At 72.6% G+C, this 26,611-nt stretch carries 22 protein-coding genes; 13 read left to right on the top strand and 9 right to left on the bottom strand.

Annotated features, from left to right (window positions below):
• Positions 1-41 precede the first annotated feature (41 nt).
• From nth to GA0070561_RS20705, 4 genes are all read left to right on the top strand, one after another.
• Positions 42-830, top strand: a complete 789-nt coding sequence (gene nth / locus GA0070561_RS20720; RefSeq protein WP_091403305.1) for an endonuclease III — start codon at positions 42-44, stop codon at positions 828-830.
• On the top strand, positions 827-1,510 hold the full coding sequence (locus GA0070561_RS20715) for a TlpA family protein disulfide reductase (RefSeq protein ID WP_091403302.1): 684 nt from the start codon (positions 827-829) through the stop codon (positions 1,508-1,510). Before nth ends, GA0070561_RS20715 begins: the two co-directional genes overlap by 4 nt.
• Positions 1,507-2,199 carry an NUDIX hydrolase gene (locus GA0070561_RS20710; protein ID WP_091403299.1) on the top strand — a complete coding sequence of 231 codons (693 nt, stop codon included), beginning with the start codon at positions 1,507-1,509 and terminating at the stop codon, positions 2,197-2,199. The genes GA0070561_RS20715 and GA0070561_RS20710 overlap by 4 nt, the downstream gene beginning before the upstream one ends.
• Positions 2,200-2,262: 63 nt before the next feature.
• On the top strand, positions 2,263-3,441 hold the full coding sequence (locus GA0070561_RS20705) for a MarP family serine protease (protein WP_091403296.1): 1,179 nt from the start codon (positions 2,263-2,265) through the stop codon (positions 3,439-3,441).
• Positions 3,442-3,460: 19 nt separating this feature from the next.
• On the opposite strand, the gene GA0070561_RS20700 is transcribed toward GA0070561_RS20705, so the two are convergent.
• The 4 genes from GA0070561_RS20700 to eccCa all read right to left on the bottom strand — a co-directional run bounded on the left by GA0070561_RS20700 (position 3,461) and on the right by eccCa (position 10,448).
• Positions 3,461-4,168, bottom strand: a complete 708-nt coding sequence (locus GA0070561_RS20700) for a phosphatase PAP2 family protein (protein ID WP_091403294.1) — start codon at positions 4,166-4,168, stop codon at positions 3,461-3,463.
• Between the two features lie 37 nt (positions 4,169-4,205).
• Positions 4,206-4,997, bottom strand: coding sequence for a phosphatase PAP2 family protein (locus tag GA0070561_RS20695; RefSeq protein WP_091403292.1), 792 nt, complete (start codon positions 4,995-4,997; stop codon positions 4,206-4,208).
• Between the two features lie 52 nt (positions 4,998-5,049).
• The gene (mycP, locus tag GA0070561_RS20690) at positions 5,050-6,390 is read right to left on the bottom strand and encodes a type VII secretion-associated serine protease mycosin (protein WP_091403289.1); all 1,341 of its coding nucleotides are present in this window, start codon (positions 6,388-6,390) and stop codon (positions 5,050-5,052) included.
• A 74-nt stretch (positions 6,391-6,464) separates the two neighbouring features.
• Entirely contained in the window at positions 6,465-10,448 is a 3,984-nt protein-coding gene (gene eccCa / locus GA0070561_RS20685; RefSeq protein ID WP_091403286.1) for a type VII secretion protein EccCa, read from the bottom strand.
• 101 nt (positions 10,449-10,549) lie between these two features.
• Here eccCa and eccD point away from each other — a divergent pair, with 101 nt between their 5' ends.
• Complete coding sequence (gene eccD / locus GA0070561_RS20680) at positions 10,550-11,953, top strand: type VII secretion integral membrane protein EccD (protein ID WP_091403283.1); 1,404 nt, start codon at positions 10,550-10,552, stop codon at positions 11,951-11,953.
• Between the two features lie 32 nt (positions 11,954-11,985).
• On the opposite strand, the gene GA0070561_RS20675 is transcribed toward eccD, so the two are convergent.
• Entirely contained in the window at positions 11,986-12,492 is a 507-nt protein-coding gene (locus tag GA0070561_RS20675; protein ID WP_091403280.1) for an inorganic diphosphatase, read from the bottom strand.
• A gap of 527 nt (positions 12,493-13,019) precedes the next feature.
• Between GA0070561_RS20675 and dacB the strand changes: the two genes are divergently transcribed.
• The 3 genes from dacB (at position 13,020) to tilS (ending at position 16,657) form a co-directional block, all read left to right on the top strand.
• Complete coding sequence (gene dacB / locus GA0070561_RS20670) at positions 13,020-14,489, top strand: D-alanyl-D-alanine carboxypeptidase/D-alanyl-D-alanine endopeptidase (protein ID WP_208603816.1); 1,470 nt, start codon at positions 13,020-13,022, stop codon at positions 14,487-14,489.
• Positions 14,490-14,583: 94 nt separating this feature from the next.
• Entirely contained in the window at positions 14,584-15,654 is a 1,071-nt protein-coding gene (locus GA0070561_RS20665; RefSeq protein ID WP_091403614.1) for a zinc-dependent metalloprotease, read from the top strand.
• A 10-nt stretch (positions 15,655-15,664) separates the two neighbouring features.
• Entirely contained in the window at positions 15,665-16,657 is a 993-nt protein-coding gene (gene tilS / locus GA0070561_RS20660; RefSeq protein ID WP_091403617.1) for a tRNA lysidine(34) synthetase TilS, read from the top strand.
• A gap of 15 nt (positions 16,658-16,672) precedes the next feature.
• Here the strand turns inward: tilS and GA0070561_RS20655 are convergent, their stop codons facing one another.
• Complete coding sequence (locus GA0070561_RS20655) at positions 16,673-17,635, bottom strand: GlxA family transcriptional regulator (RefSeq protein ID WP_091403274.1); 963 nt, start codon at positions 17,633-17,635, stop codon at positions 16,673-16,675.
• A gap of 150 nt (positions 17,636-17,785) precedes the next feature.
• Here GA0070561_RS20655 and GA0070561_RS33650 point away from each other — a divergent pair, with 150 nt between their 5' ends.
• From GA0070561_RS33650 to folE, 4 genes are all read left to right on the top strand, one after another.
• On the top strand, positions 17,786-17,923 hold the full coding sequence (locus GA0070561_RS33650) for a hypothetical protein (RefSeq protein ID WP_167362448.1): 138 nt from the start codon (positions 17,786-17,788) through the stop codon (positions 17,921-17,923).
• Positions 17,924-18,023: 100 nt separating this feature from the next.
• Entirely contained in the window at positions 18,024-18,599 is a 576-nt protein-coding gene (gene hpt / locus GA0070561_RS20650) for a hypoxanthine phosphoribosyltransferase (RefSeq protein WP_091403272.1), read from the top strand.
• Positions 18,600-19,129: 530 nt separating this feature from the next.
• A complete protein-coding gene (ftsH, locus tag GA0070561_RS20645) occupies positions 19,130-21,148 on the top strand; it encodes an ATP-dependent zinc metalloprotease FtsH (RefSeq protein WP_091403269.1) in 2,019 nt (672 codons plus the stop codon).
• Between the two features lie 35 nt (positions 21,149-21,183).
• Complete coding sequence (gene folE / locus GA0070561_RS20640) at positions 21,184-21,849, top strand: GTP cyclohydrolase I FolE (protein ID WP_091403265.1); 666 nt, start codon at positions 21,184-21,186, stop codon at positions 21,847-21,849.
• A gap of 92 nt (positions 21,850-21,941) precedes the next feature.
• On the opposite strand, the gene GA0070561_RS20635 is transcribed toward folE, so the two are convergent.
• Together GA0070561_RS20635 and GA0070561_RS20630 are read right to left on the bottom strand one after the other, a co-directional pair.
• Positions 21,942-22,643 carry a hypothetical protein gene (locus tag GA0070561_RS20635; RefSeq protein WP_244166359.1) on the bottom strand — a complete coding sequence of 234 codons (702 nt, stop codon included), beginning with the start codon at positions 22,641-22,643 and terminating at the stop codon, positions 21,942-21,944.
• Between the two features lie 46 nt (positions 22,644-22,689).
• A complete protein-coding gene (locus GA0070561_RS20630) occupies positions 22,690-25,251 on the bottom strand; it encodes an FtsK/SpoIIIE domain-containing protein (RefSeq protein WP_091403262.1) in 2,562 nt (853 codons plus the stop codon).
• 195 nt (positions 25,252-25,446) lie between these two features.
• On the opposite strand from GA0070561_RS20630, the gene GA0070561_RS20625 reads away from it, so the two are divergent.
• On the top strand, positions 25,447-26,001 hold the full coding sequence (locus GA0070561_RS20625; RefSeq protein WP_091403259.1) for a hypothetical protein: 555 nt from the start codon (positions 25,447-25,449) through the stop codon (positions 25,999-26,001).
• Positions 26,002-26,007: 6 nt separating this feature from the next.
• Here GA0070561_RS20625 and GA0070561_RS20620 read toward each other — a convergent pair whose 3' ends face one another.
• Positions 26,008-26,607, bottom strand: coding sequence for a hypothetical protein (locus GA0070561_RS20620; protein WP_091403255.1), 600 nt, complete (start codon positions 26,605-26,607; stop codon positions 26,008-26,010).
• Between the last annotated feature and the right edge of the window lie 4 nt (positions 26,608-26,611).

Here is a 26,611-nt window from a genome sequence, read left to right as displayed (position 1 = left end):
CCCGACGAGGAGCGTCCGGGGTGCGACGTAGGCTGACCGTCGTGACCAGTAGCCCTCCCGGTGCCAGCGAGACCGATCTCGGGCGCAAACGCCGTGCCCGCAAGATCGGCCGGGTGCTGGCCGAGACGCATCCCGACGCGCATTGTGAGCTGGACCACTCCAACGCTCTGGAGTTGGCCGTCGCCACGATCCTGTCCGCGCAGTGCACGGACAAGAAGGTCAACGAGGTCACCCCGAAGCTCTTCGCCCGCTACCCGAGCGCTGCCGCGTACGCCGGCGCCGACCGGGGCGAGATGGAGGAGCTGATCCGGCCCACCGGCTTCTACCGCAACAAGACCGACTCACTGCTCAAGCTCGGTCAGGCCCTCCTCGACCGGTACGACGGCACGGTCCCGGGCCGGCTCGTCGACCTGGTGACGCTCCCCGGCATCGGCCGCAAGACCGCCAACGTGATCCTGGGCAACGCCTTCGACGTCCCGGGCATCACCGTCGACACGCACTTCCAGCGACTGGTCCACCGGTGGCGGCTGACCACCGAGACCGACCCGGTCAAGATCGAGCACGCGATCGGCGCGCTGTACGACAAGCGCGACTGGACCATGCTCTCGCACCGGATCATCTTCCATGGGCGACGGGTCTGCCACGCGCGCAAGCCGGCCTGCGGCGCCTGCACGCTCGCGAAGCTCTGCCCTTCGTACGGCACCGGCCCGACCGAGCCGGCGGCCGCCGCCAAGCTGCTCAAGGGCCCTCGGGCGCGCGACCTCGCGGTAGCTGCCGGGGTCGACCCGGAGTTGGTGCCGGCGCAGGCGATCACGGCGGAGGTGCCGTGAACCGCCGACGCCTCGCCCTCGCCGTCCTGCCGCTGCTGCTGGCGGTCACCGGTTGCACCAGCGGTACGGCCGACGACGAGCCAGCCCCCCGTCCGGCCGCCGCCGAGCGACCATCCCCGTTCCGGGACTGCACCACGCTGAGCACGGCGCCCACGGCCACGTCGCCCGGCTCCGGCCCGGCGACCCCCACAACGGCTACCCCCGCCTCGCCCGGCACGACGGCCCCCAATGGCACGACGGCCCGCGCCGCTGGCGGGTCGGTGCTGCCGGAGCTGACGCTCTCCTGCTTCACCGGCGGTGCCCCCGTCGTGCTGCGGGAGGTGGCCGGGCCGGCGGTGATCAACGTGTGGGCTTCCTGGTGCCCGCCGTGCCGCAAGGAGCTTCCCGCCTTCCAACGCCTCAGCGAGCGGGCCGCCGGCCAGCTCCAGGTGGTCGGGGTCAACAGTCGGGACAGCCGGGGCGGCGCCCAGTCCATCGGTGAGGACTTCGGCGTCCGGTTCCCGATCCTGGTGGACCAGGGCGAGGCGCTGCAGCGCGAGCTGAAGCGCAACGCCATTCCGCTGACCCTCTTCGTCGACGCCGACGGTCAGGTCCGGCACATCGACGCCAGCGGCGCTCTCGACGACACCAAGCTCGCCAAGCTGGTCCGCCAGCACCTCGGCCTGGCGGTACCGGCGTGACCCGTCGGCCCCCCGAGTGGATCGAGCCGTTGCTGACCCGGCTGGGCACCGCCCGCGCCGAGGACTTCACCCGGCTGACCACGCCGGCCGAGGGCGGTCGGGAGAGCGCCGTGCTGGTGCTGCTCGGCGAGCAGCCCGGCGCGGGTCCCGACGTGCTGGTCCTGCAACGCGCCGCCACCCTGCGCAACCACGCCGGCCAGCCCGCCTTTCCCGGGGGTGCGGCCGATCCGGAGGACGCCGACGTCCGCGCCACAGCCCTGCGCGAGGCGAACGAGGAAGTGGGCCTCGACCCGGCCAGCGTGACAGTGCTGGCCGAGCTGCCGAAACTGTGGATCCCGGTCAGCGACTTCGTGGTCACGCCGGTGCTGGCCTGGTGGCACGACCCGCACCCGGTGCACCCACGGGAGCCGGCCGAGGTGGCACACGTCGCCCGCCTGCCGGTCAGCGAGCTGGTCGATCCGGCCAACCGACTGCGGGTCCGGCACCCGAGCGGCTGGATCGGGCCGGCGTTCTCGGCGCGCGGGATGCTCGTCTGGGGCTTCACCGCCGGGGTGCTCGCCACCCTGCTCGAGATGGGCGGCTGGGCCCGTCCGTGGTCGCGAGGGCGGGTGGTGGAGCTTCCGCCGACCGGGGCGACACCGGCCCCGTCCGCCGGCACCGACGACGCTGACGAGAACGCCCTGCGCTGACCGCACGGTCACCATCCGCAAGCGATGGTCATCCGGTGGGCACACTGCCCGTACGCTTGACCCGTGTCCGTCGTGGATCTCGTCCTGCTGCTGCTCATGCTCGTGTTCGCGATCAGCGGATACCGCCAGGGTTTCGTCATCGGCGTCACGTCGTTGTCCGGCTTCTTCCTGGGTCTGCTGCTGGGTCTCCAGCTCGGGCCGCTGTTCGCCAGACAGTTCGTGGACGCCGGCACTCGTGTGCTGATCTCGCTGGTGGCCATCTTCGGGCTGGCGGTGGTCGGGCAGGCCCTCGCCGGTTGGCTCGGCTCGCACCTGCGCAAGACGATCACCAGCGACGTGGGTAAACGGGCCGACGACGTCGGTGGGGCGCTCGTCTCGCTGTTCGCGGTGCTCCTGCTCGCCTGGCTGGTCGCGGTGCCGCTCGGCTCGTCCTCGGTGCCCTGGCTCGCCGCCTCGGTCCGCAACAGCGCGTTGATCACGGTGGTCAACCAGGTCCTGCCGGAGCAGGCCCAGCAGCTGTCCACGGCGCTGGAGGACACCGTCGACACCGACGGCTTCCCGGACGTCTTCGGTGACCTCGCGCCCACCCGGGCCCGGCAGGTCGACCCGCCGGACCCGGCACTGGCCGGTTCGCAGGTGGTGGTCAGCGGTCAGCAGTCGGTCGTCAAGGTGCTCGGCTCCGCGCCCAGCTGCTCACGCCGGATCGAGGGTTCCGGCTTCGTGTACGCGGACGACCGGGTGATGACCAACGCGCACGTCGTGGCCGGCACCCGCTCGGTCGCCGTGGAGCTGGGCGGCGAGCGGTACGACGGCAAGGTGGTGGTCTACGACCCGAACCGGGATCTGGCGGTGCTGCTCGTGCCCGGGCTGCCCGGGCCGTCCCTGCGGTTCGCTGCCGGCAACGCGGGCAGCGGCTCCGACGCCATCGTGCTCGGCTTCCCGCTCGACGGCCCGTACAACGCGCAGTCGGCGCGGGTCCGGGACGTCGACCGGATCAAGGGCCCGGACATCTACTCGTCCAGCGAGGTGACCCGGGAGATCTATACCATCCGGGCGCTGGTGCGCAGCGGCAACTCGGGCGGTCCGCTGCTCTCCGCCAACGGCCTGGTGCTCGGCGTGATCTTCGCGGCGGCGTCCGACGACCCGAACACCGGCTTCGCCGTGACGGCGGCCGAGGCCCGCCCGGTGGCGTTGGCCGGTGCGGAACGCAACCGGCAGGTCGCCACCGGCGAGTGCACCTGAGCGTGGCCGGGGGGCCAGCTCAGCTCTGAGCCGGCAGGGCGCGGCGCCCGACGGTCGGTAGCTTCGCCCGCCCCCACCGCAGCCCCCGGTCCAGCACGGCACGGGCCATGATCGCGACGCACGTGCCGCCGTTGAGGAAGGACGCCACCACGTCGCTCGGGTGGTGCATTCCCCGGTACATCCGGGTCATCGCCACGCCCAGCGGCACCATCAGCAGCAGCGTCCACCAGGCGACCTTCGCGCCGGTGCTCGGTGCCCGCAGCGCCAGCAGCACGGCGATGCCGACGTAGAGCGCCACCGCCGCCGAGGTGTGCCCGGACGGAAAGCTCGACGTGGGTGGCGAGACGTCCATGTGTTCCACCGCCGGCCGCTGACGGTCGATCGCCAGCGTGGTCAGCAGGAACACCAGCGCCTGGGCGGTCACCGCAGCGCACAGGAACAGCGGCTCGCGCCAGCGCTTCAGCCAGAGCCGCAGCGCCAACGCCACCAGCACGGTGACCACGACGATCATCTGGGTGCTGGCCAGCGTGCTGAACACCAGCGAGACGTTGTTCCAGTCGCCGGTGCGGTCGGCGGCCAACTCCCGGTTCACCGCGTCCTCCACGGTGAACGGCCAGGTCCTGGCGAACACCCGGGTGACCAGCACCCCGAGCAGCACCATGAGCCCAAGTAGGAGGGACACCGGCAGCAGCACCCGCCGGACGATCTGGACCACGGTCTCGGACATGGGTCGGCCAGTACCCGGCCGACCTCGTCGTCACTCCTCAGGCCGCTCCCGGCTGCCGCTCGACCTCGGGAGCGACGCCGTCGCGGGTCGGCCGGACCGGCCGAAGACCGGTGTGTGCCCGCCAACTGGTGAACGCGGCGGTGGTAGCCGCGACCACTGCCACACCAAGCAGCCATCCACCCACCACGTCGCTGGTGAAGTGCACGCCCAACGTCACCCTGCTCAGCCCGGTCACCACTGTGAGCAGGACCGCCGCCACCCAGAGCACGGCCCGCGCCGCCCCCCGTCCGGCGTACGGCAGGAGCACCAGCAGCAGCACCCCGGCGGCCAGGGTGGCGTTCAGCGCGTGCCCGGAGGGGAACGAGTAGCCGGCGGCCCGGGCCACCGGGTCCAGCAACTCCGGCCGGTCCCGGCCGACCAGCAACTTGAGCAGCGGACCGATCAACCCGCCGACGACCATGGTGGTGGCCGCCCAGAGGGCCAGCCGGCGGGCTCCCCGGCGCAGCAGCCAGACCACCAGGAGCAGGGCGACGGCGCGCAGTGGCATCGGTGCGAACACCTCGGTCCAGACCCGCATCAGCACGACCCAGGCCGGGTGATCATGGGCGTAGCCGTGCAGCGCGTCGGTGACCGCCGTGTCCAGCCGGTGCAGCGGTGCCCAGGCGCCGAGCACCAGCAGTGTGAGCAGCGCGAACGGCACCAGCACGAGGAACGCCGCCGTCGCGGCGAGAGTGAGCCGCAGACCCAGCGCATGGTCCGGGTCGAATCGGCGGTGCCGCCAGGACGGCTGGCCGGTGGGGGCGAGGGTGGGCGGCTGGCGCGTACTCATGGGTCCGTTCTACCCGGCCGGGCAGCCGGTCAGGCCTGCCGGTCGGTCGCGATCAACGGGTCCGCTGACGCAGCCGGCGCACCATCAGGGCCGCACCGCCGACCAGAGCGACGAGGAGCACGACAGTGGTCCACAGCTGCTCCGGCGCGGAAGTGTCCTGACCGCCCGCCGCCCGAGCCGTCCAGCGGCTCTGCTGACCGGATGCGGCGAGACCGAGTGGATCGCTACCGGCACCGGCCACCGGACCGTCGTCGGCCGAGCCGGGCGCCGGGCCGAAACCGGTCACGCCCGGCGACGTCTGGTCGTCCAGCGGGTTGGCGGTCACCGGCGGCACCTGAGCGGTCAACGCGGCCACCGGGTCGACCACCCCGTACCCGAAGCGGTCGTCCCGACCGGTCGGGCCCACGTCCCGGGCGGTGGCCAACAACCGGTTGACCACCTCACCCGCGGGCATCTGCGGATAGCGGGACCGGACCAGCGCGGCGGTCGCCGCCACCAGCGGCGCGGCGAAGCTGGTGCCCTGCACCCGCCAGTACCCGCCGGGCGGCTTGGCGCCGACCAGCCCGCTGGCGGGAGCGGTGAGCACCGTCGCCCGGCCGGTGATCGAGCCGGACCACATGTTGTCGCTGCTGCGTTCCAGACCGGACACCGCGATCACACCCGGCTCACGAGCCGGGTACCAGACCTTGGTGCTGGTGGAGGTGGCCAGGTTGCCGGTGCAGGCGACCACGACCACGTCCCGCACGAACGCGTAGTCCAGGGCGGCGGCCAGGGCCGGGCTGTCGCCGCTGCCGCCCAGCGACAGGTTGATCACGCGGGCGCCGTTGTCGACCGCCCAGCGGACCCCCTGGGCAACGATCAGCGCGTCGTCGTAACGGTTCTCCTCGTCCAGCACACGGACCGGCAGGATCCGGGCGTCCGGTGCCAGGCCGACCACACCCCGCTTGTCGTCGTTGCGTCCAGCGATCAGGCCGGCGACCGTGGTGCCATGACCCACCGGATCCGGGCCCGGGGCGCCACCGGGGCCAACCAGGTCCTTCCCGGGCAGCACCTGGCCGACCAGGTCGGGGTGGTTGCCGTCCACTCCGGAGTCGACCACCGCCACTGTCACGCCCCGGCCGGTCGAGCTGCGCCACGCCGTCTCGGCCTGCAACTCGTCGAGCTGCCACTGCTCGTCGCGGACCTGATCGGTGCGGGCGACGGCGTCACCGGGGGCGAACGCCATCGGCGCGCCGGCGAGCTGTCCACCGTTCGTGGGCGCGGCGACCGGCACGGCTGCCGCGGTCGGGGCCACGACGGCAAGCGCCGCGGCCACGCCGAGCAGCGCCCGGCCGGTCGCTCGTCGGGCCGCTGACGGACCGCTGTACCGCACCCCAGTCACATCCCCAGCCATTCATCCCGACGGAACCATGACGATCGGAGATTACCGGTTTCCCCACCCGTCACGGGAAGAACCGGCGAGTCAGGTCATTGCGGCGGCAGTTGCGCCAGCTGAACGAGGCGTACGCCCTCCCGCCGGGTGACCAGCCGACCACGCCCCGGCGGCAGCGGTCCGGGTCGCACCGGCCCGACGAGTGCGCCCTCCTCGGGACTGCCCGCCATCACCAGGCCGGCCGTGGACAGCTCCCGCAGGCGCTGCACGATCGGCTCGTACTGGGCCCGGCTCGCCCCACCGGACCGGCGGGCCAGCACCAGGTGCAGCCCGATGTCCCGGGCGTGCGGCAGGTGCTCCTCCAGTGCGCGCAACGGGTTCGCCGGCCCCGCCGCCACCAGGTCGTAGTCGTCCACCAGCACGAACAGCTCCGGCCCGGACCACCAGGACCGGTCCCGCAACTGCTGCGGGGTGACCTCCGGCCCGGGAGCCCGCCGCTCCAGGTAACCGGCGGCCGACTCGACCAGGTCCGCGGTGTGTGCCGCCGCGGTGCCGTACCCGATCAGGTGTGGCGTCTCGATGGCACCGAGCAGACTGCGCCGGTAGTCGACGAGGATCACCCGGGCCTGCTCGGGAGTGAACCGGGTGATGATCGACGTGGCCAGCGCGCGCAGGAACGACGACTTGCCGCACTCCGAGTCCCCGAAGACCACGAAGTGCGGCTCGGTGGCGAAGTCGAGCAACACCGGTCGCAGGTCCGCCTCCGCGATCCCGATCGGCAGCCGCAGCCCGGTCGTCGAGGTGAGGTCCAGATCGGCGTACGGCAGCACCGGCGGGAGCAGCCGCACCCGGGGCGCCGGAGCACCCGCCCACCCGTCGGCGGCCCTCTTGACCAGGTCGGCGGTGTCTCCGCCGGCGGTACCGAGCTGGGGCAGCGCGGTGAGGAAGTGCAGGCCCTCCGCTGTCACCCCTCGGCCGGAGCGCTCCGGCACGTTGGCAGCCGCACGCCGGGCCACCAACGAGTCGGCCGGATCACCGAGGCGCAGCTCCAGCCGGGAGCCGAACAGGTCCCGGATCGCCGGGCGGAAATCCAGCCAGCGCAGCCCGGTGGCGACCACGTGCAGCCCGTACGACAGACCCCGGGTGGCCAGGTCGGTGACGAGTGGCTCCAGGTCGTCGTACTCACCGCGGATGGTGGTCCACCCGTCGATCACCAGGAACACGTCGCCGTACGGGTCGGTGCCCGGCTGCCCGGCCGTCCCCGCTGCCGCTCGGCGCTGCCGGTACGCGGCCATCGACTCCACGCCCAGCTCGGCGAAGCGGCGTTCGCGGTCGACCAGCAGGGTGGTCATCTCACCGACGGTGCGTCGTACGGCGGTCGGGTCGGCCCGGCCGGTCACCCCGCCGACGTGCGGAAGGTCGCGCAGCGCGGCCAACCCGCCGCCGCCGAAGTCGAGGCAGTAGACCTGAACCTCGGCCGGTGTGTGGGTGAGCGCCAGCGCGCAGATCAGCGTGCGCAGGGCGGTGGACTTGCCGCTCTGCGGCGCGCCGACCACCGCGACGTGCCCGGCAGCGCCGTCCAGTGCCAGCCAGAGCAGGTCCCGGCGCTGCTCCAGTGGTTTGTCCACTACCGCCATCGGCACGCCGAGTGCCCCGTGCAGCTCGGGGTTGCCCACGGTCAGCCCGCGTTTCGGGTGCACCTCGACCTGGCCGAGCAGCTCGTCCAGGGCCGGCGGCTGGCCGAGCGGCGGGAGCCAGACCTGGTGCGCCGGCGGGCCCTGTCCGACGAGCCGGTCCACCAGCAGGTCGAGCAGCGTCCTGCTGCCCTCCTCCTCCGCCACGACGGGCACGACCGGGGCCGCCGGCTCGGGCACCGGGACGACGTGGGTGGTGAAGGTGAGCAGCCGCGCGCCTCCCTCGGCGGCGACGCCGCCCGGCGCGGCCCGACGGCGGACGGCGCCGGAGACGTACGCGGCCTTGAAGCGGGCCAGCGGGTCGGTGCCGGCACGTAGGTAGCCGTGGCCCGGTGAGCGGGGCAGCTCGTGCGCGTCCGCCACGCCGAGCACCGTCCGGGACTCCAGCGCCGAGAAGGTGCGCAACCCGATCCGGTACGAGAGGTGGGTGTCCAACCCCCGGAGCCGGCCCTCCTCCAGGCGCTGGCTGGCGAGCAGCAGGTGCACGCCGAGCGACCGGCCCAGCCGGCCGATCTGCACGAACAGGTCGATGAAGTCGGGCTTGGCGGAGAGCAGCTCCGAGAATTCGTCGCAGATCAGCAGCAACGACGGCAGCGGGGCGAGGGGACTGCCGGCCGCCCTGGCCCGCTCGTAGTCGCGCACGCTGGCGAAGTTGCCGGCCCGCCGCAGCAACTCCTGGCGGCGCACCAACTCCCCGTTGATCGCGTCCACCATGCGATCGACCAGGGGCAACGCGTCGGCCAGGTTGGTGATCACGGCCGCGGTGTGCGGCAGCCGGTCGAACGAGGTGAAGGTGGCGCCACCCTTGAAGTCGACGAGCACGAAGTTGAGCTGCTCGGAGCTGTGCGTGGCGGCGAGCCCCAGCACCAGCGTGCGGAGCAGCTCGGACTTGCCGGAGCCGGTCGCCCCGATGAGCAGGCCGTGCGGGCCCATGCCGTCCTGGGCGGACTCCTTGAGGTCCAGCTCGATGGCGCCGCCGTCCACGCCCACCCCGATCGGCACCCGCAACCGGTCCCGTGCCGAGCGCGGCAACCAGCCCTGTTCCGCCGTGAAGCTCTCCGGGTCACCGAGGCCGAGCAGCTCGGGGAGGCCCAGGTCGGCCTGGAGCGGGGCGTCCGGCCCGCGGGCCGCGCCGGCGAGCCGCAGCGGCGCCAACCGTCGGGCGACCGCCTCGGCGTCGGCCAGGTCCAACTGGTCGGCGGTGCCCACCTCGGCGCGCCCGTCGGACGACCGCGAGTGCAGCCGCCGGCCGTGCAACTCCAGCAGCAGCGCGTACCGGTCCAGGAGTCGGGGCGGCGGGGTGTCCAGGTCCAGCACGGTGACCGCGTCGATGCCGCCGTCGCCGGTCAGGTCACTGGCACCGGTCAGGTCGCCGCCGTCGAGGACCACCACCACGTGCGGGCCGTCGGTGGCCGGGCCGGCCGGGCTGAACCGGGACCGGGTGGCCAGCACGTCGGTCAGTAGCGACTCCAACTCGGCGGCCGAGCTGGTGACCAGGCGTACCGGGCCGAGCGCGTCGGTGCGGCCGGGATGGTGGGCGTGCGGGAGCCACTTCACCCACTCCCAGCAGGCGCGGCGCTCCGGCCCGGCGCAGACCGCGACGAGCAGTTCGTCGGGGGCGTGGAAGACCGCCAGCTGGGTCAGCACGGCCCGGACCAGCGCCTGCGCCGCCGGGTCGCCGGTGGGTGGCCCACCGGTGGTCGGGGTGGTCGCCAGGCCGCGGCCGGCGGATCGTACGTGCACCCGGGCGAAGCTGCGCAGCGACAGCGCCACCGGCAGGTCCGGCACCACGGAGTACGCGTCCAGGAAGCGGCGTAGCGCGCCGGCGGTCATCGGCTCGAGCTCTTCCAGCGGCCGGGTGACCGGGGGGACCAGTGGGGTGGCCAGTGTCTGCGGCCCGACGGCGACCCGCACCACAGCGAAATCGGGGTCGGCGGGGCGCCGCTCCCAGACCCGGTGGCTGTCCACCGTCGACCAGAGCCGGCCCGGATCCGGGTGTCGGTAGTAGAGCCCGGCCCGTTGCTGGCCGGCGGTCCGCCGGACCCGCCGCCGCAGCGTGGCCAGGTGGCGCAGGTACTCCCTGCGGGCGGCCATCATCTCGGACTTCTTCGGGGTGCCGGAGGCGCTGCCCCAGGACGTCACAAGCATCGCCAACGAGGAGAGCCCGAACATGCCGCCCACCACGTACGAGTAGGCCCCGCCGCCCCGACCGAACATCATCGCCATCGCCACCGTGCCGCCGAGCATGGGCAGCAGCATGAGCAGCTGCTGCCACCGCCCGCCGGTCACCACTGGGATCTCCGGCGGTGCGTCGACCGACAGCTCACCGGCGGGAATCTCCGGCGCTGGTCGGCGCGGTGGGCGCTTGATGACGACGGTGGACACTCGGCCTCCTGACAGCGCTGGGTAACCCGAGCCTGGCTCATGGTAGGTAAAGTCCTGTCGTCCGCGCAGCCTCCGATCCCAGTCGATATGGAGACCAGTCGATGACTACCGGGCTGGCACGCGTCACCATCAGCGCGCCGCAACGACGGGTGGACGTCGCCCTGCCGGAGCAGGTGCCCCTGGCTGAGCTGCTGCCCGACGTGCTCCGGCACGCCGGTGTCGGGCTCGCCGACGACGGCGAGCAGCACGGCGGTTGGGTGCTCCGCCGCACCGACGGGACGTTGCTGGTGACCGCACAGGCGCTGCTGCCGCAGGGGGTGCGCGACGGTGAGGTGCTGCACCTCGTGCCGGCCCGCGCGCACTGGCCCGAGTTGGAGTACGACGACGTCATCGAGGCGATCGCCGACGGTGCCCGCCGCCGCGGCGGCGCCTGGTCGCCCACCGCCACCCGGGCAGCCGGTCTGGCCGGTGCCGCCGTACCACTGGCGGTCGGACTGCTCGCGCTGCTCGCCGGTGGCCCGACCCACCGGGCCGGTTGGCTGGCGGCCGTCGCGGTGGCGCTGGTGCTCACAGTGGCCGGCACTGTCGCCTCCCGCGCCAACGGCGACGGCGCGGCCGGGGCGACGCTCGGCGGCTACGCGCTGCCCTACGCGTTCACTGCCGGTGCCCTGGCCGTGGGCTCCGGCGACCCGGTCGGGCCGTTCGGGCCGGCCCGCTGGGTGGGCGCTCCCGAGTTGCTGGCCGGCTCGGTTGCGCTGCTGCTGGCGGCGTTGATCGGTCTTCTCGGGGTGGCCAGTCGGCTGCGGGTCTTCGTGGCCGGTGTCACGGTCGGCCTGATCGGCGCGGGGGCCGCGCTCGGTGGGCTGCTGATGACCACGGCCGGTACGGCCGCGGTGCTGCTCAGCGCCCTGGTCTTCGCCGTCGGCGTGATCCCGCTGCTGGCCATCCGGCTGGGCAAGCTGCCCCTGCCGCCGATCAGCCTGCCGGCCGCCACCTCCGCGGAGGAGCCGGAGCGGGTGCGGGATCTGCCGGACCGGGGCCGGGTGCACGCCGCGGTGATCCGCACCGAGGAGATGCTCACCGGAATGCTGATCGGCCACGCGCTGCTGGTGGTGGCCACCGCGGTCGTACTCGTGGTCGCCGGTGGCACGGCCGGTCGGGTGCTGGTGGCGGTCACCTCGGCCGTGCTGCTGCTGCGGTCGCGGCTGTTCGTGGCGCTGCGACACCGGGTGCCGACGGTGCTCGCCGGGCTGGCCGGCTACGCGGCGCTGGGTGCCGTGCTGGTCGGTCGGGCCGACGAGACCGGGCGGTTGGTGCTGGTCCTGGGCGGGGCTGCGCTGGCCCTGGTGGCGGTCGCCAGCGGCACCGGGTACGCCCGCCGGCCGGTCTCGCCGTACCTCGGAAGGATCGCGGACCTCACCGACACGGCCCTGGTGGTCGCCGTGGTGCCGATCGCCTGCGCGGTGCTCGACCTGTACGACCGGGCCCGGGGGCTGCTCGGTTGAGCGGCCCCCGGGCCCGGTGCGTCAGCGGTCGATCAGTGCATGGACTCGCCGCGCGCCTCGGCGTCGCGGGCCCGCTGGTAGGAGGCGTGGATCTCGGCCTCGGCCTCGGTGCGGCCGACCCAGGTCGCGCCCTCCACCGACTTGCCGGGCTCCAGGTCCTTGTAGACCTCGAAGAAGTGCTGGATCTCCAGGCGGTCGAACTCGCCCAGGTGGTGGATGTCGCGCAGGTGCTCCTGGCGAGGGTCCTCGTAGGGCACGCAGAGGACCTTGTCGTCCCCACCCTTCTCGTCGGTCATCCGGAACATGCCGATGGTGCGGCAGCGGATCAGACAACCCGGGAAGGTCGGCTCGGGGACCAGCACGAGGGCGTCCAGCGGATCGCCGTCCTCACCCAGCGTGCCCTCGATGAACCCGTAGTCGGCCGGGTACTGGGTGGAGGTGAAGAGGGTGCGGTCCAACCGGATCCTGCCGGTCTTGTGGTCCACCTCGTACTTGTTCCGGTGACCTTTGGGGATCTCAACCGTCACGTCGAAATCCATCTGCACGCTCCCTCGTCTGCCCACGCTGGCTAACGGAACCAATGGCGGCCCTCCGGACAGGTGAATGCCCACCCGCCGACTCCGGCCGCCGCATAGTCTTCGGACCGAAGTAGTGTCACCCAAGCCGATTTTCGCTGGGGGAGGAGGGGGTCGTGGGGAGGGAAGATTCACACTACCGCCCGGACGGGGGCTCCGCGCACGGTACCGGACGATCCGGCTCCGGCAGTGCCAAGGGGCGGGTCCCGGTGCCGGAGGCGCACCTCCCACGGGCGCCCGAAGCTGCGACCCCGGCACCGGAGACGGTGCCTGAGCGGCCCCCGCCGCTGCCCTGGCGCCCACCGGCCGGGCCGGCGTCGCCCGCTCCGAACGCCGGCCACTTTCCGGCAGCCGGCGGTGAGCAACCGGTGAGCGGCCCGCCACGCGGCAGTGCCACGGTCCCGGTCAGCCCTGCGCCGGTCAGCCCGTCGTTCGGTCCCGGGCCGACCGCCCCCGGCGGGGTTCCCCCGTTGGGCCCGCCGATCTCCGCGTTGCCGGCACCCGCCGACGCCGCGCCCGCGCCCGTACCCGCCGCGCCGAGCCGCCGGAGGCGGCTGCCGGTGGCGCTGGCCGCCGTGCTCCTGCTGGTGCTCGCCAGCGTCGGAGTCGTGATCACCCGTCCCGGCCCGGTCGCCGGGTGGCTGGGCGACGACGCCGGGTCCGGGCCGAACGCGGTCGGCGCGACTCCGGAACCCGCCCCGTCGGACGTGCTGGGTGGCCCGGATTCGAACGCCCCGGTGCCCACCCCGGACGGGGTTCGGGCCGCGCTCGACCCACTGGTCGGCGTCGCCACCCTGGGCGACCGGGTGAACGTCTCGGTCGCCGACGTGATCACCGGTCAGACGCTGTTCGCCAAGGGGGCGGACGACGGCACCGTGCCCGCATCGGTGACGAAGCTGGCGACCGCGGTGACCGTGCTGGCGGCCCGGGGGCCCGGCTACCGGATTCCCACTCGTGCGGTGGCCGGCGCGAAGGCCGGCGAGGTGGTGATCGTCGGGGGCGGCGACCCGACCCTCGCGATCAACAAGAAGGGTTACTACCCGGGTGCGGCGCGCCTCGACGACCTGGCCGCCCAGGTGCGTACCGCGCTCGGCGGCACGCCCCCGACCAGTGTCACCGTCGACGGCTCGGTCTACTCCGGCCCGGTCTACGGCCCCGGCTGGGACGACGACATCCCCACCGGCGGTTCGGGCGGCGCGGTGACCGCGTTGATGACCGACGGCGCGCGTACCGACCCGGGCGTCGAGCACGGGTCCGCCCAGCGGTTCGCCGAGCCGGACCTGGCCGCCGGCAAGGCGTTCGCCCGGTTGCTCGGGGTGCCGACCGATGCGGTGAAGCGGGGCGCGGCCCCGCCTCAGGCGGCGGCCGGTGCCAGCCCGGCACCGGGTACCGAACTGGGCGTGGTGCAGTCTCCGCCGCTGATCCGGCTGGTCGACGTCATGATCAGCGAGAGCGACAACCTGGTGGCCGAGGCGCTCGCCCGGCAGGTCGCGTTGGCCCGCGGTCAGCCCGCCTCGTTCGACGGCGGCGCCGCCGCCATGGACGCGGAGGTGGCGGAGCTCGGCCTGCCCGCCGACGAGATCAGCGTCTCCGACGGCAGCGGCCTGTCCAGGCTCAACCGGATCAGCCCGTCGCTGCTGACCGATCTGATCCGCCTGGCCGCCAGTCCGGACCATCCGGAGCTGGCCGGCGTCTTCGGTGGTCTGCCGGTGGGCGGTTGGTCCGGGACCCTGAACGAGCGCTACCGCAACACCGCGGGCACCGCCGCGGGCGCGGGCAGCGTCCGGGCCAAGACCGGCACCCTGACCGGCGTGCACTCCATCGCGGGCCTGGTCACCACCGCCGATGGTCGGCTGTTGACCTTCGCGGTGCTCACCGACAAGGTGCCGGGTGACCGGGACACCGCCCAGCCGGCACTGGACCGGATCGCCGCCGCGCTGGCCGGTTGCGGCTGCGGCTGACCGTCGCCGGTTCAGGGGGCGACGCGGTCGCCATCGGCGTCGATCGAGGGCGCGAGCCCGGGCCGGGGTGTCGCGGCGCGGGTACGGTGGGCTCATGGCGCAGTTCGTGGACTGGGATCTGGCCGCCGCCACCGCGGGGGCGTTGAGCAAGTCTGGCCCCCGCGTGTCGTACGCGGAAGCCACCGACGTGGTCGGCGACCTGCGTCGGCTGACCGACGAGGCGGCCGGGCACGTGGCCGACTACACGGGGTTGCGGGCGCAGGTGTCGCATCCGCCGGTCCGGGTGGTCGATCGCCGCGACTGGGCCGCGACAAACATCGCCGGTCTCCGCGAGGTGATCACTCCGCTGGTGAGTCGGCTCTCCGGCGACAAGCAACCGGGCGCGCTGACCGAGGCGATCGGGTCCCGGCTGACCGGGGTGCAGGCCGGCACCGTGCTGGCCTACCTCTCCGGCCGGGTGCTCGGCCAGTACGAGGTCTTCTCGGCTGACCCGGGCCAGCTGCTGCTGGTCGCACCGAACATCGTCGAGGTGGAGCGCAAGCTCGGCGCCGACCCTCGGGATTTCCGGCTCTGGGTGTGTCTGCACGAGGTCACCCACCGCACCCAGTTCACGGCCGTGCCGTGGATGCGGGCCTATTTCCTCAGCGAGGTGCAGGCGTTCGTCGACGCCTCGTCCAGCGGAAGTGAGCACCTGGTCGAGCGGTTGCGGCGCGGGGTGGCCACGTTGTCCGACGCGGTCCGTGATCCGGAGAGCCGCACCAGCGTGCTGGACATCGTGCAGACCCCGGCACAGCGGGCCGTACTGGACCGGCTCACCGCGTTGATGACCCTGCTGGAGGGGCACGCCGAGTTCGTGATGGACGGCGTCGGCCCGCAGGTGATCCCGAGCGTGGAGCGGATCCGGGCGTCGTTCAACCGACGCCGGGAGGCGGGCAACCCGCTGGAGAAGGCGATCCGCCGGCTGCTCGGGGTGGACGTCAAGATGCGCCAGTACGCCGAGGGGCGCAAGTTCGTGCACGGGGTGGTGGAACGCGTCGGCATGGACGGGTTCAATTCGATCTTCAATTCGCCACTGACCCTGCCTCGACTGTCGGAGTTGGGTGACCCGGACGCCTGGGTCGCCCGGGTGCACGGCCCGGCCGGCACCATCCCGGCCGCTGGCTGACCACCCGCCGGTGGCCGCGCTCGCTCCGCCGGTGGCCGCGATCCGGGTGGCGGTCCGCCGCGCCCTGACCGGTCTGCCGTCCGGCGGTCCGGTGCTGGTCGCCTGCTCCGGTGGTGCCGACTCGCTCGCGCTCGCGGCGGCAACCGTCTTCGTGGCGCCGCGGCTGGGCCGCGCCGCGGCGCTCGTCACCGTCGACCACGGCTTGCAGGACGGCTCCGCGGAGCGCGCCGAGGCGGTGGCCACCTGGGGGCGAGAGGTCGGGTTCGCGTCGGCGACTGTGGTCCGGGTGGAAGTGGCCGGGCGTCCCGGTGGGCCGGAGGCGGCCGCCCGCGAGGCCCGCTACCAGGCGCTGACCGAGGCGGCCCGGCAGCAGAACGCCGTCGCGGTGCTCACCGGGCACACCCGTGACGACCAGGCGGAGACGGTGCTCCTCGCGCTCGCCCGGGGCGCCGGCCCACGAGGGCTGGCCGGGATGCCCGCCCGGCGCGATCTGGGCGGGGTGCCACTGCTGCGCCCGCTGCTGGAGATCGGTCGGGAGCAGACGCGCGCCGCCTGCGCCGTCCTCGGCCTGAGCCCCTGGCAGGACCCGCACAACAGCGACCCGTCGTACGCCCGGTCGAGGGTGCGGGGCGACCTGCTGCCGGCGCTGGTGCGGGCGCTCGGGCCGGGCGTGGTGGACAACCTGGCGCGGACCGCCCGGCTGGTGGCCGCCGACAACGCCGCGCTCGACGAGTTGGCGGGGACGGCGCTGGCGGCGGCCCGGTGCCCCGATGGAGGGCTGTCCGTGCCGGCGCTGATCGGTCTGGTTCCCGCCGTACGCGGCCGGGTGCTGCACTCCTGGGCCCGCGAGCTGGGCGCGCTGCCCGGTGCCCTGTCGCACCGGCACGTCGCCGCCCTGGACGCCCTGGTCACCGATTGGCACGGTCAGGGCCCGGCCGACCTGCCCGGCGGTGTCCGGGTGCTCCGCCGCGACGGCCGGCTGGCATCGGTACGCCCCACCTGACCTGCCCGGTCGGTCTCAGCCGCTGTGCGCCCGGTCCCGGAAGGTGGTCCGGTAGGTGTGCGGGGTGGCACCGACCCGGCGACTGAAGTGGTGACGCAACGCGGCCGCGTCGCCGAAGCCGGACTGGTCGGCCACCGCCTCCACGCTCAACGGGGTCTCCTCCAGCAGCCGCCGGGCGAGCAGCACCCGCTGGCTGGTGAGCCAGTCGTGCGGGGTGGTGCCGGTCTCGGCGCGGAACCGGCGGGCGAACGTGCGGGGCGCCATGCCGGCGCGGGCCGCTAACTCCTCCACGGTGATAGTCCGGTCCAGGTGGCCCATCAGCCACTCCAGCACCGGTTCGAGGGTGGGTGCCTCGGGCGCCTTCGGGATGGGCGCCTCGACGTACTGGGACTGACCGCCGTCGCGGTGCGGCGGGACCACCATCCGCCGGGCCAGCCGGGTCGCGGTGGCCGAGCCGTGCTCCTGGCGGATCAGGTGCAGGCACGCGTCGATGCCGGCCGCCGTGCCGGCGCTGGTGAGCAACCGGCCGTCCTGGACGTACAGCGAGTTGCACCGCACCCGGGCGCGCGGGTGCCGGCGTTGCAGCTCGTCCACGTACCGCCAGTGGGTAGTGCACTCGCGGTCGTCGAGCAGCCCGGCCTCGCCGAGCAGGAAGGCTCCGGAGCAGACGCTGAACAGGTGCGCGCCGCGGGCGTCCGCGCGGCGGAGCGCGTCGAGCACCGGGGCGGGGACGGTGGTGCCCTGGCTGTGCGCGGGGATGGCCACCAGGTCGGCCTCGTCGACCGGGCCGAGGTCGGCGTGTGGGGTGAGGTGGAAGCCGGACGAGGTACGCACGGGAGCGCCGTCGGGGCTGCACACCTGGAAGCGGTAGGCGGGGAAACCGTCGGCTGTCCGGTCGGTGCCGAACACCTCGGCGAGCACGCCGAGCTCGAAGGGAGCGACCTGGTCGAGGGCGAGGACGGCAACGGACCGCAGCATGTGACGAGGGTAACCCGACAGGTGGCAGTAAATCGATGACCAATGGCATTCCTGCCACTGTCCGGTTGATTCGTGAGGTCGCAGACTGGTCTCAGTCCGGTGCGCACCGGCGGCGAAACCCACAGCAATCATGCGAAAGCGAGCGCCGCCATGGAGTTCCTGTTCATCCTCCTGTTCCTCGTCCTCCTCGCCGCCGCCTCGGCGGCCGGCCTCACCGCCGACAGCCACGATTCGGCCGACTGGAAGCCGAGCGATGATGGCCGCCGCTGGCGGTCACGCACCAACTGATGTGATTAGCGTTATTTGCGCAGAAAATCCTCGGCGGGACCGCGCCAAAAGGTGCGGCCCCGCCGACGGAGGCCATCCGACGTACGGCAGGCTAGGAGTCATGGCTGACGGCTCCTGGTACGACGCCGACATCGACCACGTGATCATCTCCGAGGCGCAGATCCGCGAGAAGACGGCGGAGCTGGCCAAGCAGGTCTCCGCCGACTACTCCCACGTGGGCGACGGACTGCTGCTGGTGTGCGTACTCAAAGGCGCGGTGATGTTCATGGCGGACTTCGCCCGGGCGCTGGGCCGCAACGGCCCGCCGGCGGAGCTCGACTTCATGGCCATCTCGTCCTACGGCCAGGGCACCACCTCCTCCGGGGTGGTCCGCATCCTCAAGGATCTGGACCGGGACATCGCCGGTCGGCACGTGATCGTCGTCGAGGACATCGTCGACTCCGGGCTCACGCTCTCCTGGTTGCTGCGCTACCTCGAGTCGCGCTCGGCGGCCAGCGTCGAGGTGGTCGCCCTGTTCCGCAAGCCGGACGCGGTGAAGGTGCCCGTCCCGGTGAAGTACGTCGGCTTCGACATCCCCACCGAGTTCGTGGTCGGGTACGGTCTCGACTTCGCCGAGCGCTACCGGGAGTTGCCGTACGTCGGGGTGCTCAAGCCCGAGGTCTACGCACGCTCCTGACGCCGGGCCCGACCCGTCGCGGCGGCCCGCCGGTCGACATGAGCCCCACTTGCATCGGCATCCATCAAGCCGACGTTCAGCGCGCTCTCAGCTGATGCGGTTACCGTGTAGCACGGTGGCCCGGAGGTTTCTCCGCGCTCGACCCTCTCGATCGCGTGACCGGGCGCTCGGGTGGCCGAGCCGGACTCCCCGCCACGCCGGCTTCCACCCGGACTCGCCGTACGTTGGCTGCGGGGCTGGTGGGCCTGCCCACGGTGCGTGTCGTCGATGTCGAAGGCGCGCAGAGTGCGGGGGCTCGCAGGTTCGCTGCTGGCGTACACGGTCTTTTGATGGTGCACGACTGCGGGGCTCGCAAGCTCACTCCTCGCGTACACGGTGTACCGTCGAATGACCGCGGCGCGGTAGTTTTCGCGCCTCGGGGTCGAGGCCGGCCCGCACGGCGGCTCCGGCCGCCGCTCAACGCGGCGACACCATCAGACGGTCAGGACGTCGATCAGGAGGATGCGGGCGCCCCGGCGCTCGACAACAGTATGGAACGTACGCGTTTCTTCCGCCGACCGGTGGTCTGGATCATCCTGGTCATCCTCGGCGCCGTTGTGCTCAGTCAGCTGTTCACCAGTGGTCCCAGCTACCACCGCGTGGACACTTCCGTTGCGCTCGATCAACTGCACACCGCCAAGATCAACAAGGTGGTCTTCCAGGACAAGGAGCAGACGCTCCAGCTGGACCTGGCCCAGAAGACCAAGTTCGGTAAGACCGAGACCAACAAGATCGAGGCCCAGTTCCCGTACCAGGCTGGCGACCAGATCTGGAACGAGGTGCTGGACGCCAAGGCGAACAACCGGGTCACCGGCCCGGCCGACGCCAAGGTCTCCTCGGACAGCATCTGGGTGAGCCTGCTGGTCAACCTGCTGCCGATCGCGCTGCTCGTGCTCCTGCTGCTGTTCTTCATGTCGCAGATGCAGGGCGGCGGCTCCCGGGTGCTCAACTTCGGCAAGTCCAAGGCCAAGATGATCACCAAGGACACTCCGAAGACGACCTTCGCGGACGTCGCGGGTGCCGAGGAGGCCGTCGAAGAGCTGTACGAGATCAAGGACTTCCTGCAGAACCCGGCCAAGTACCAGGCCCTGGGTGCCAAGATCCCGAAGGGCGTGCTGCTGTTCGGCCCGCCCGGCACCGGCAAGACGCTGCTGGCCCGCGCGGTCGCCGGCGAGGCCGGAGTGCCCTTCTACTCCATCTCCGGTTCCGACTTCGTGGAGATGTTCGTCGGCGTCGGCGCCAGCCGGGTCCGTGACCTGTTCGAGCAGGCCAAGACGAACGCCCCGGCGATCGTCTTCGTCGACGAGATCGACGCCGTCGGCCGGCACCGTGGCGCCGGCATGGGCGGCGGCCACGACGAGCGGGAGCAGACGCTCAACCAGCTGCTCGTCGAGATGGACGGCTTCGACACCAAGGGCGGGGTCATCCTGATCGCGGCCACCAACCGGCCGGACATCCTCGACCCGGCGCTGCTGCGCCCGGGCCGGTTCGACCGGCAGATCCCGGTGGACGCCCCCGACATGGAGGGCCGCAAGGCCATCCTGCGGGTGCACGCCAAGGGCAAGCCGTTCACGCCCGACGTCGACCTCGACGCGGTGGCCCGTCGCACGCCAGGCTTCAGCGGCGCCGACCTCGCCAATGTGATCAACGAGTCGGCCCTGCTCACCGCTCGTAAGGAGCAGCGGGCGATCTCCAACGACTCGCTGGAAGAGTCGATCGACCGGGTGGTCGCCGGTCCGCAGCGGCGCACCCGGGTGATGAGCGACAACGAAAAGAAGATCACCGCGTACCACGAGGGTGGCCACGCGCTGGTCGCCTGGGCGCTGCCGCACGCCGCGCCGGTGCACAAGGTGACGATCCTGTCCCGTGGTCGCTCGCTGGGCCACACCCTGGTGCTCCCCACCGAAGACAAGTACACCCAGACCCGCGCCGAAATGATCGACACCCTGGCGTACGCGCTGGGTGGTCGCGCCGCGGAGGAACTGGTCTTCCACGAGCCGACCACCGGCGCCGGCAACGACATCGAGAAGGCCACCCAACTGGCCCGCGCGATGATCACTCAGTACGGCATGAGCTCCAAGCTCGGCGCGATCAAGTACGGCACCAGCGGGGACGAGCCGTTCCTCGGCCGCAACATGGGCCACGAGCGGGACTACTCGGACTCGGTCGCCGCGGAGATCGACGGCGAGATGCGGGCACTGGTCGAGCTGGCGCACGACGAGGCCTGGGAGATCCTGGTGGAATACCGGGACGTCCTGGACAACATCGTGCTCGAGCTGATGGAGAAGGAGACCCTCTCCACTGCCGACATGGCGCGGATCTGCTCCCGGGTGGTCAAGCGCCCGCCGCTGGCGCCGTACAACGGCTTCGGCAAGCGTCAGCCCTCCACCGAGCCGCCCGTGCTCACCCCTGCGGAGAAGGACAAGCTCAAGGCGCAGGCCGAGGCCGACGGCGCGCAGGCGTCTGTCGGCGGCGGCGCGCCGTCCAACAACTCGGACGGCACGCACTGAGCAACGACCCGACGGCCAGCTCCCCACACCGGGAGCTGGCCGTCTCCGCGACCGAACCCGACGGCGACGACGAGCTGGACTACGTGGCCGCGCGGCTGATCAGCGGCAAGCTGACCGGCCGCCCCGTCGAGGACGCGGTCGACCTCGGCCGGATCGAGAAGGCCGTCCGCGAGATCCTGATCGCGGTCGGCGAGGACCCGGACCGCGACGGACTCCAGCAGACCCCGGCCCGGGTCGCCCGTGCGTACGCCGAACTCTTCGCCGGCCTGCGGGTCGACCCGGCCCAGGTGCTCAGCACCACCTTCGAGGCCAACCACGAAGAGCTGGTCATCGTCCGGGACATCGACGTGATGAGCCTCTGTGAGCACCACCTGCTGCCCTTCCGGGGCAGCGCGCACATCGGCTACATCCCGGGCCCCGACGGGCGGATCACCGGCCTGTCCAAGCTGGCCCGACTCGTCGAGGTCTTCGCCCGCCGGCCGCAGGTGCAGGAGCGGCTCACGTCGCAGGTCGCCGACCTGCTGATGAGCAAGCTCGCACCACGCGGCGTCGTCGTCGTGCTCGAATGTGAACACATGTGCATGGCGATGCGCGGCATCCAGAAGTCCGGTGCCAAGACCATCACGTCGGCCGTACGCGGAATCCTGCAGTCGGACTCCAAGTCGCGGGCCGAGGCGATGGCGCTGATCATCCCCCGCTGACACCCCGACGCACCACGGCCGGCCGACACCCATCCGGGACGGCCGGCCGTTGCGTTTCCCTCACCCGCCCCGCGTTGTTCCGGTTGGGTGGGTCAGCCAGCGAGCAGCGCCAACAGCAGGCCGGCCGTGACCAGCACCGCCGGCACCAGGCACACCAACGCGCCGAAACGCACAGTACGGTCCAGCCGCTCGGTGGGGCTGACCCGGAACAACCGGCCAATGCCGATCCAGCCGGCGACGAACGCGACCGCCGGCATCGGCAGACCGCAGATCAACGCCGCCACGGTGGCCGGTCCCACCCCGGTCGCCGCCAGAACCACGACCTGGACCAGCGGCACCAGCAGCGCGAACGGCCCGTACACCAGGAGGTTGCGCGCCCGCGCGGGCCAGGACCCCGGCCGGAACCGGCGGCGCGCGGCCAGCGCCGCTTCCGCCCCCTCGGCCCAACCACGCGCGGCCCGCAGCGCCGCCAACACGGCCGCCGGGCCACCTGCCATCGACCGGGCCGCCTCGGTCAGCTCCGGCGGCGACGGCACCAGAGAGATCGCCGGTACGCCCAACTCGCGCAGCCGTTCCTGCTGACTCGCCAGGCCGGTACGGACCACAGTCAACTCCTCCCGGGCGGCCTCCGCCGACCGGGCCTGCTCACCAGCGGCGGCAGCCGCGCCCCGGCGTACCGCGTCCAGCTGGCGGGCGGCCGCAAGATACTCCGTCCAGGCCGTGCTGGGCTCGACCGCCCGCGGCGCGGCGTCCCCGGTCGCCGCAGCTGCCCGCTGCCGCCCCGGCCCGGTCACCGTCGCGATCGGATCCACCTCGACACCCTCCACGCGCGCCACCCGATCAGCCGGCCTCGTCGGCGAACGGCACCAGAACGATGCCCCGCTCGTCCGGGCCGTCCCAGAGCACCGCCCGGTCGGGGCGCACCTGCCACTCGACCGGCCGACCAAAGACTGCGGTGAGCTGCGCGACCGGCACGTCCAGCACGGCCACCGCCGCCAGCTTGTCGACCTCGCCCGCCGGCTCGAACAACGCGGCGAACGGCGGCACCGCACGCCACCAGCCCAGCAGATGCCGCCCCGCCGGCGGCCCGTCCCGTAGGAGCGACCGCAGCCGGTCCACCGGCAACTCCCGAGGACCTGGTCGGTCCAGCCCGAAGACCACCAGGTACGTCGGCAGGTCGTCGGCCGCGTCCGCGAGCAGCGTCGGCAGATCCACCAACCTGGCCGAATGCCGGGTCGCCAGATCGGCCGTCAACGCCTCCGCCAGGGCCCGGGCGCCCGGATTCGGTGCCGCCACCAGGAAGCGGGCACTGCCCGGTGCGTGGTGAGCCGACGTGCTCCGCGCCGCCGTCGCCAACAGCCCGCCCGCCGCGGTGCCCGACCCCAACACCGCGAGGTTGCGCCCGGCCGCCGGACCCAGCGGCACAGCGACCGTCGAGCGGGCCACGTCCACCGCCCGGCCCAGCAGAGCGGCCGGTCCGTGTGACTGTCCCGCCAGGGCCGCCCGATGGCGCGGATCGTTGCCCAGCAGCGGGCGGGCGTAACCCGCGAAAACCACCGGCGGCACCGACCCGGCCGGACGGGCCGCCCACAACTCGTGCCGCAGCTTCTCCACGACCTCCGGATGATCCTGCGGGTCCGGGTGACGGATCAACCGTTCGTGACCCCGGATCGCACCCCGCGGACCGCCGAGCCCGCCGGCCGTGTTCACCACCGCGCTGCCCACCGGCAGACCGGCCGCCGAGTCGTTCGTCGGCTCCAACACCGGACTGCCACCCGGCAGCGCCACCCGTACCGGAAACTGCCCGAGCACCGAATCCCGATGACCAGCATCCGCGCGCGCACTCAGCCCCAACTCGCCCGCGCCCGCCAGGACCAGGTGCACGCCGTACGCCCGACCCGCCCGGGCGAGCCCGTCCAACTGGGCGGCCACCTCGGCGGCCAGCCGATCCCGCTCGGCGAAGAGCAGCGGCACATTGTCCACCACACAGACGATCCGCGGCAGCGGCTGGTGCTGACGCAGCTCCGTGAAGCGTTGCCCCCCGGCCCGAGCGCCCGCCTCCGTACGGCGCTGGACCTCGGCCGTCAACTCGTCCAGCAGATCCCGGACGTACTCCCGGTCGGCGGCCATCGCGGCCGCGCGCACCTGCGGAACCCACGACCGGTCCCGCTCGGTCTGCAAAAACTCCACGAAGGACTCGCCGTCGCCGAGATCCGCCAGGTAGAACGCCAGGTCGTCCGGGCCGTACCGGGCGGCCAGGCCGAGCAGCGCGGTGGTCAGGAACGCCGCCCGGCCGGCTGCGGACCGGCCACTCACCAGCCAATGTGGGGTCAACTCGGTGAAGCCCAGCGGCACCGACCGGCCCCCGGCATCGCCGACGGTAGTGGTCAGCCCCTCGGCCGAGTCCGACTCCCACAGTCGCTCGCCCGTCGGCGGCAGCAGAGCACCCAACGCCAACCGGGAACCCGCCTCCACCTGCTCGGCGAGCCGCCGACAGACCGCGTCGACCAGCTCGGCCGGCGGGTCCGACTCAACGAAGACCGGCGAGTTCAGACCACCCGGCGGGTCGGCGCCCGGTCCGGCGAACGACGCCCGCGGCGGATCGCCGAGCAGCGCGTACGCATTCCGCAGCACCAGCGAAGTGGTGTGCGGCAGCGGTGCCCGGGCCGAGTACGGGTCGGCGGGCGGCCAACCGGCCACCACCAGGTGCAGCCCAGCGGCCGGCCCCTGCTCGGCCAACGTCTCGATGCGCGCCAGATCGGTCGGGCCGGTCGACTCCGGCAGCGCGGCCACCACCAGCAACAGCGTCCGATCGTGACGGCGTCGCCCACTCGCCCCCGGCGTCACCCACTGCTCCGCCTCGGTCAGCACCGCACGCAGACCCGCCACGTCCACCGCCGGCGGCGGCAACAGGCCAGCATCCCCGAGTGCCCCGAACGGCGTCAGCACCGCTCCGGTGGCATCCACCGCGCGCACCAGCAGGGCACCCGCCGGTGCCGCACCCAACAACCGCAAAAGTACGGCCCTGAGCAACCCCGCAACCCGCGGCTCCCGCGCGTCAGCGTCCACGCTGAGGTGACCGGTGCCGACAAGTGGCACCAACGCGGGGAAACGAGCGTCGTCCAACGGCGCCGCAGTGCCGACCCGAACGAACGGCGGCGGACCATCACCCGCTGGCGAGTCCACGGTGAGCGAGTCCAGTGCCGCGCCCGACCAGCCCGGCGCCAGCAGGGCCGCAGCCGTCCGTAACCGGTCGGCCACCTCGTACTGGCGGCGCTGATCGGCCGGAGCCGGCCGCGTCTCGTCCAGGATCCCGGCAGCCGCGGTCGCGACGGCCGCCGCCCGACGGTGCAGGGCTGCGGCGCGGTTCGTGCGAGCCTTCGGACCGGCCACCGCGTCCACCCCCTCTACCCGAGGTTGGCAACCCCTCCCCAAGCAGAGACGGTATCCCAGCCGAGGGCGCACCTCCGGGAGGTGCCTCGGCGCTGCGCCGGTGTTGTAGTGGATCTCACCGGTGGGGAGGGGTCCGTCACGATCCGCTGGATCTGGGGCATTGGCTCCGGGGCGTCCAGCCGATAACTTCAGGAGGTGGAATCAGTGCAGCCCCCCGCCGGTTCCCAGGTCTCCCGCGTACCGGCCCAGCGGACACCGTCCGAGCAGCTGCCGCCCGCCCCGGCAACGCCGGCACCGCAGCCGCCCCGCCGCCGGATGCGGACGGTGCTCACGGTCGTCGCTGGCGTGCTCGCCCTGCTCTGCCTCGGCGGAGTCGCCACGGCCTATATGTGGTACACCCGCGCCTCAACGCCGGACCGCAGCACGCCGGACGTGGTCGTGGCCAATTATATTCAGTCTTTTCTTGCAGACCGGAACGACGTGAGAGCAAGCGAATTCGTCTGTCAGAACGGTGCCGATATCGATGCTCTGCGGCTTCTTCGAGAGGATCTGGTAGCGCGTGAACTTCGCTTCAGCGCAAAGATCTCGACAAGTTGGGAGAGTTTCACTGTTCAGCGGCAGGGCGATTCAGCAAACGTCGAGGTAGACCTCATCCTTTCGGCCTTCGTGGACGGGATATCGCAGAGCGATCGTCAGCGTTGGCGATTTGAGACACGGCAGGAAGACGGCTGGCGGGTATGTAAAGCAGAACGGTCTTGAGCAAGCTCACTCGATCCACAGGAGATGAACTGGAACCTCCAGGGTGGTGGGTGACTGGCCGCGCCAGGCCCATCGGTACCACTCCACCTCGGGTGTGACTCGCACGCAGATGTCGCCCTCGGCGCCCGAGTAGGTCTCGGTGACCGCTCGAAGGTCACGGTGCTCCAGGCCGCCCTCGACGTGTACCACCCGTCGGCCGGTGACCGCGTCCGCTTCGAATACCGGTGTGGGGGTTCGGTGTGCCGGGCCGTCCAGCGAGACCAATCGGATGCCCGTGTCCCGGGTGTCGTCCACTCCCGGACGACTGCCGACCGTCTCCACCCAGACCCGCTCCACCGGCACCAACGGCGCGAACACCTCGACCTGGTCGGCTTCGGCCCGGTACCACTCGTGCTCGGGGATCACCGGCACGTAGGTCCGGGCGCTCTGCACCACCCGGTCGTCCGCGCGCAGGTCGCCGCGCCAACCCATGCCGGGCAGCCCGACCAGCACCCGTCGACCGCGTAGCTCGACCCGCTCGGTCGCGGGGACGATGGCCAGAGGTCTCGGCGGCTGCGGTGCCCAGTCGGGCTGGTCGGCGAACGGGTCAGGTAACGGTCCGGTCATACCC

Origin of the sequence: Micromonospora saelicesensis (assembly GCF_900091575.1) — a bacterium.
In the GTDB taxonomy this organism is placed as follows: Bacteria; Actinomycetota; Actinomycetes; order Mycobacteriales; family Micromonosporaceae; genus Micromonospora; species Micromonospora saelicesensis.
Note: the sequence above shows the minus strand (reverse complement) of the source record. Positions and strands in the feature narration are given on the sequence as shown.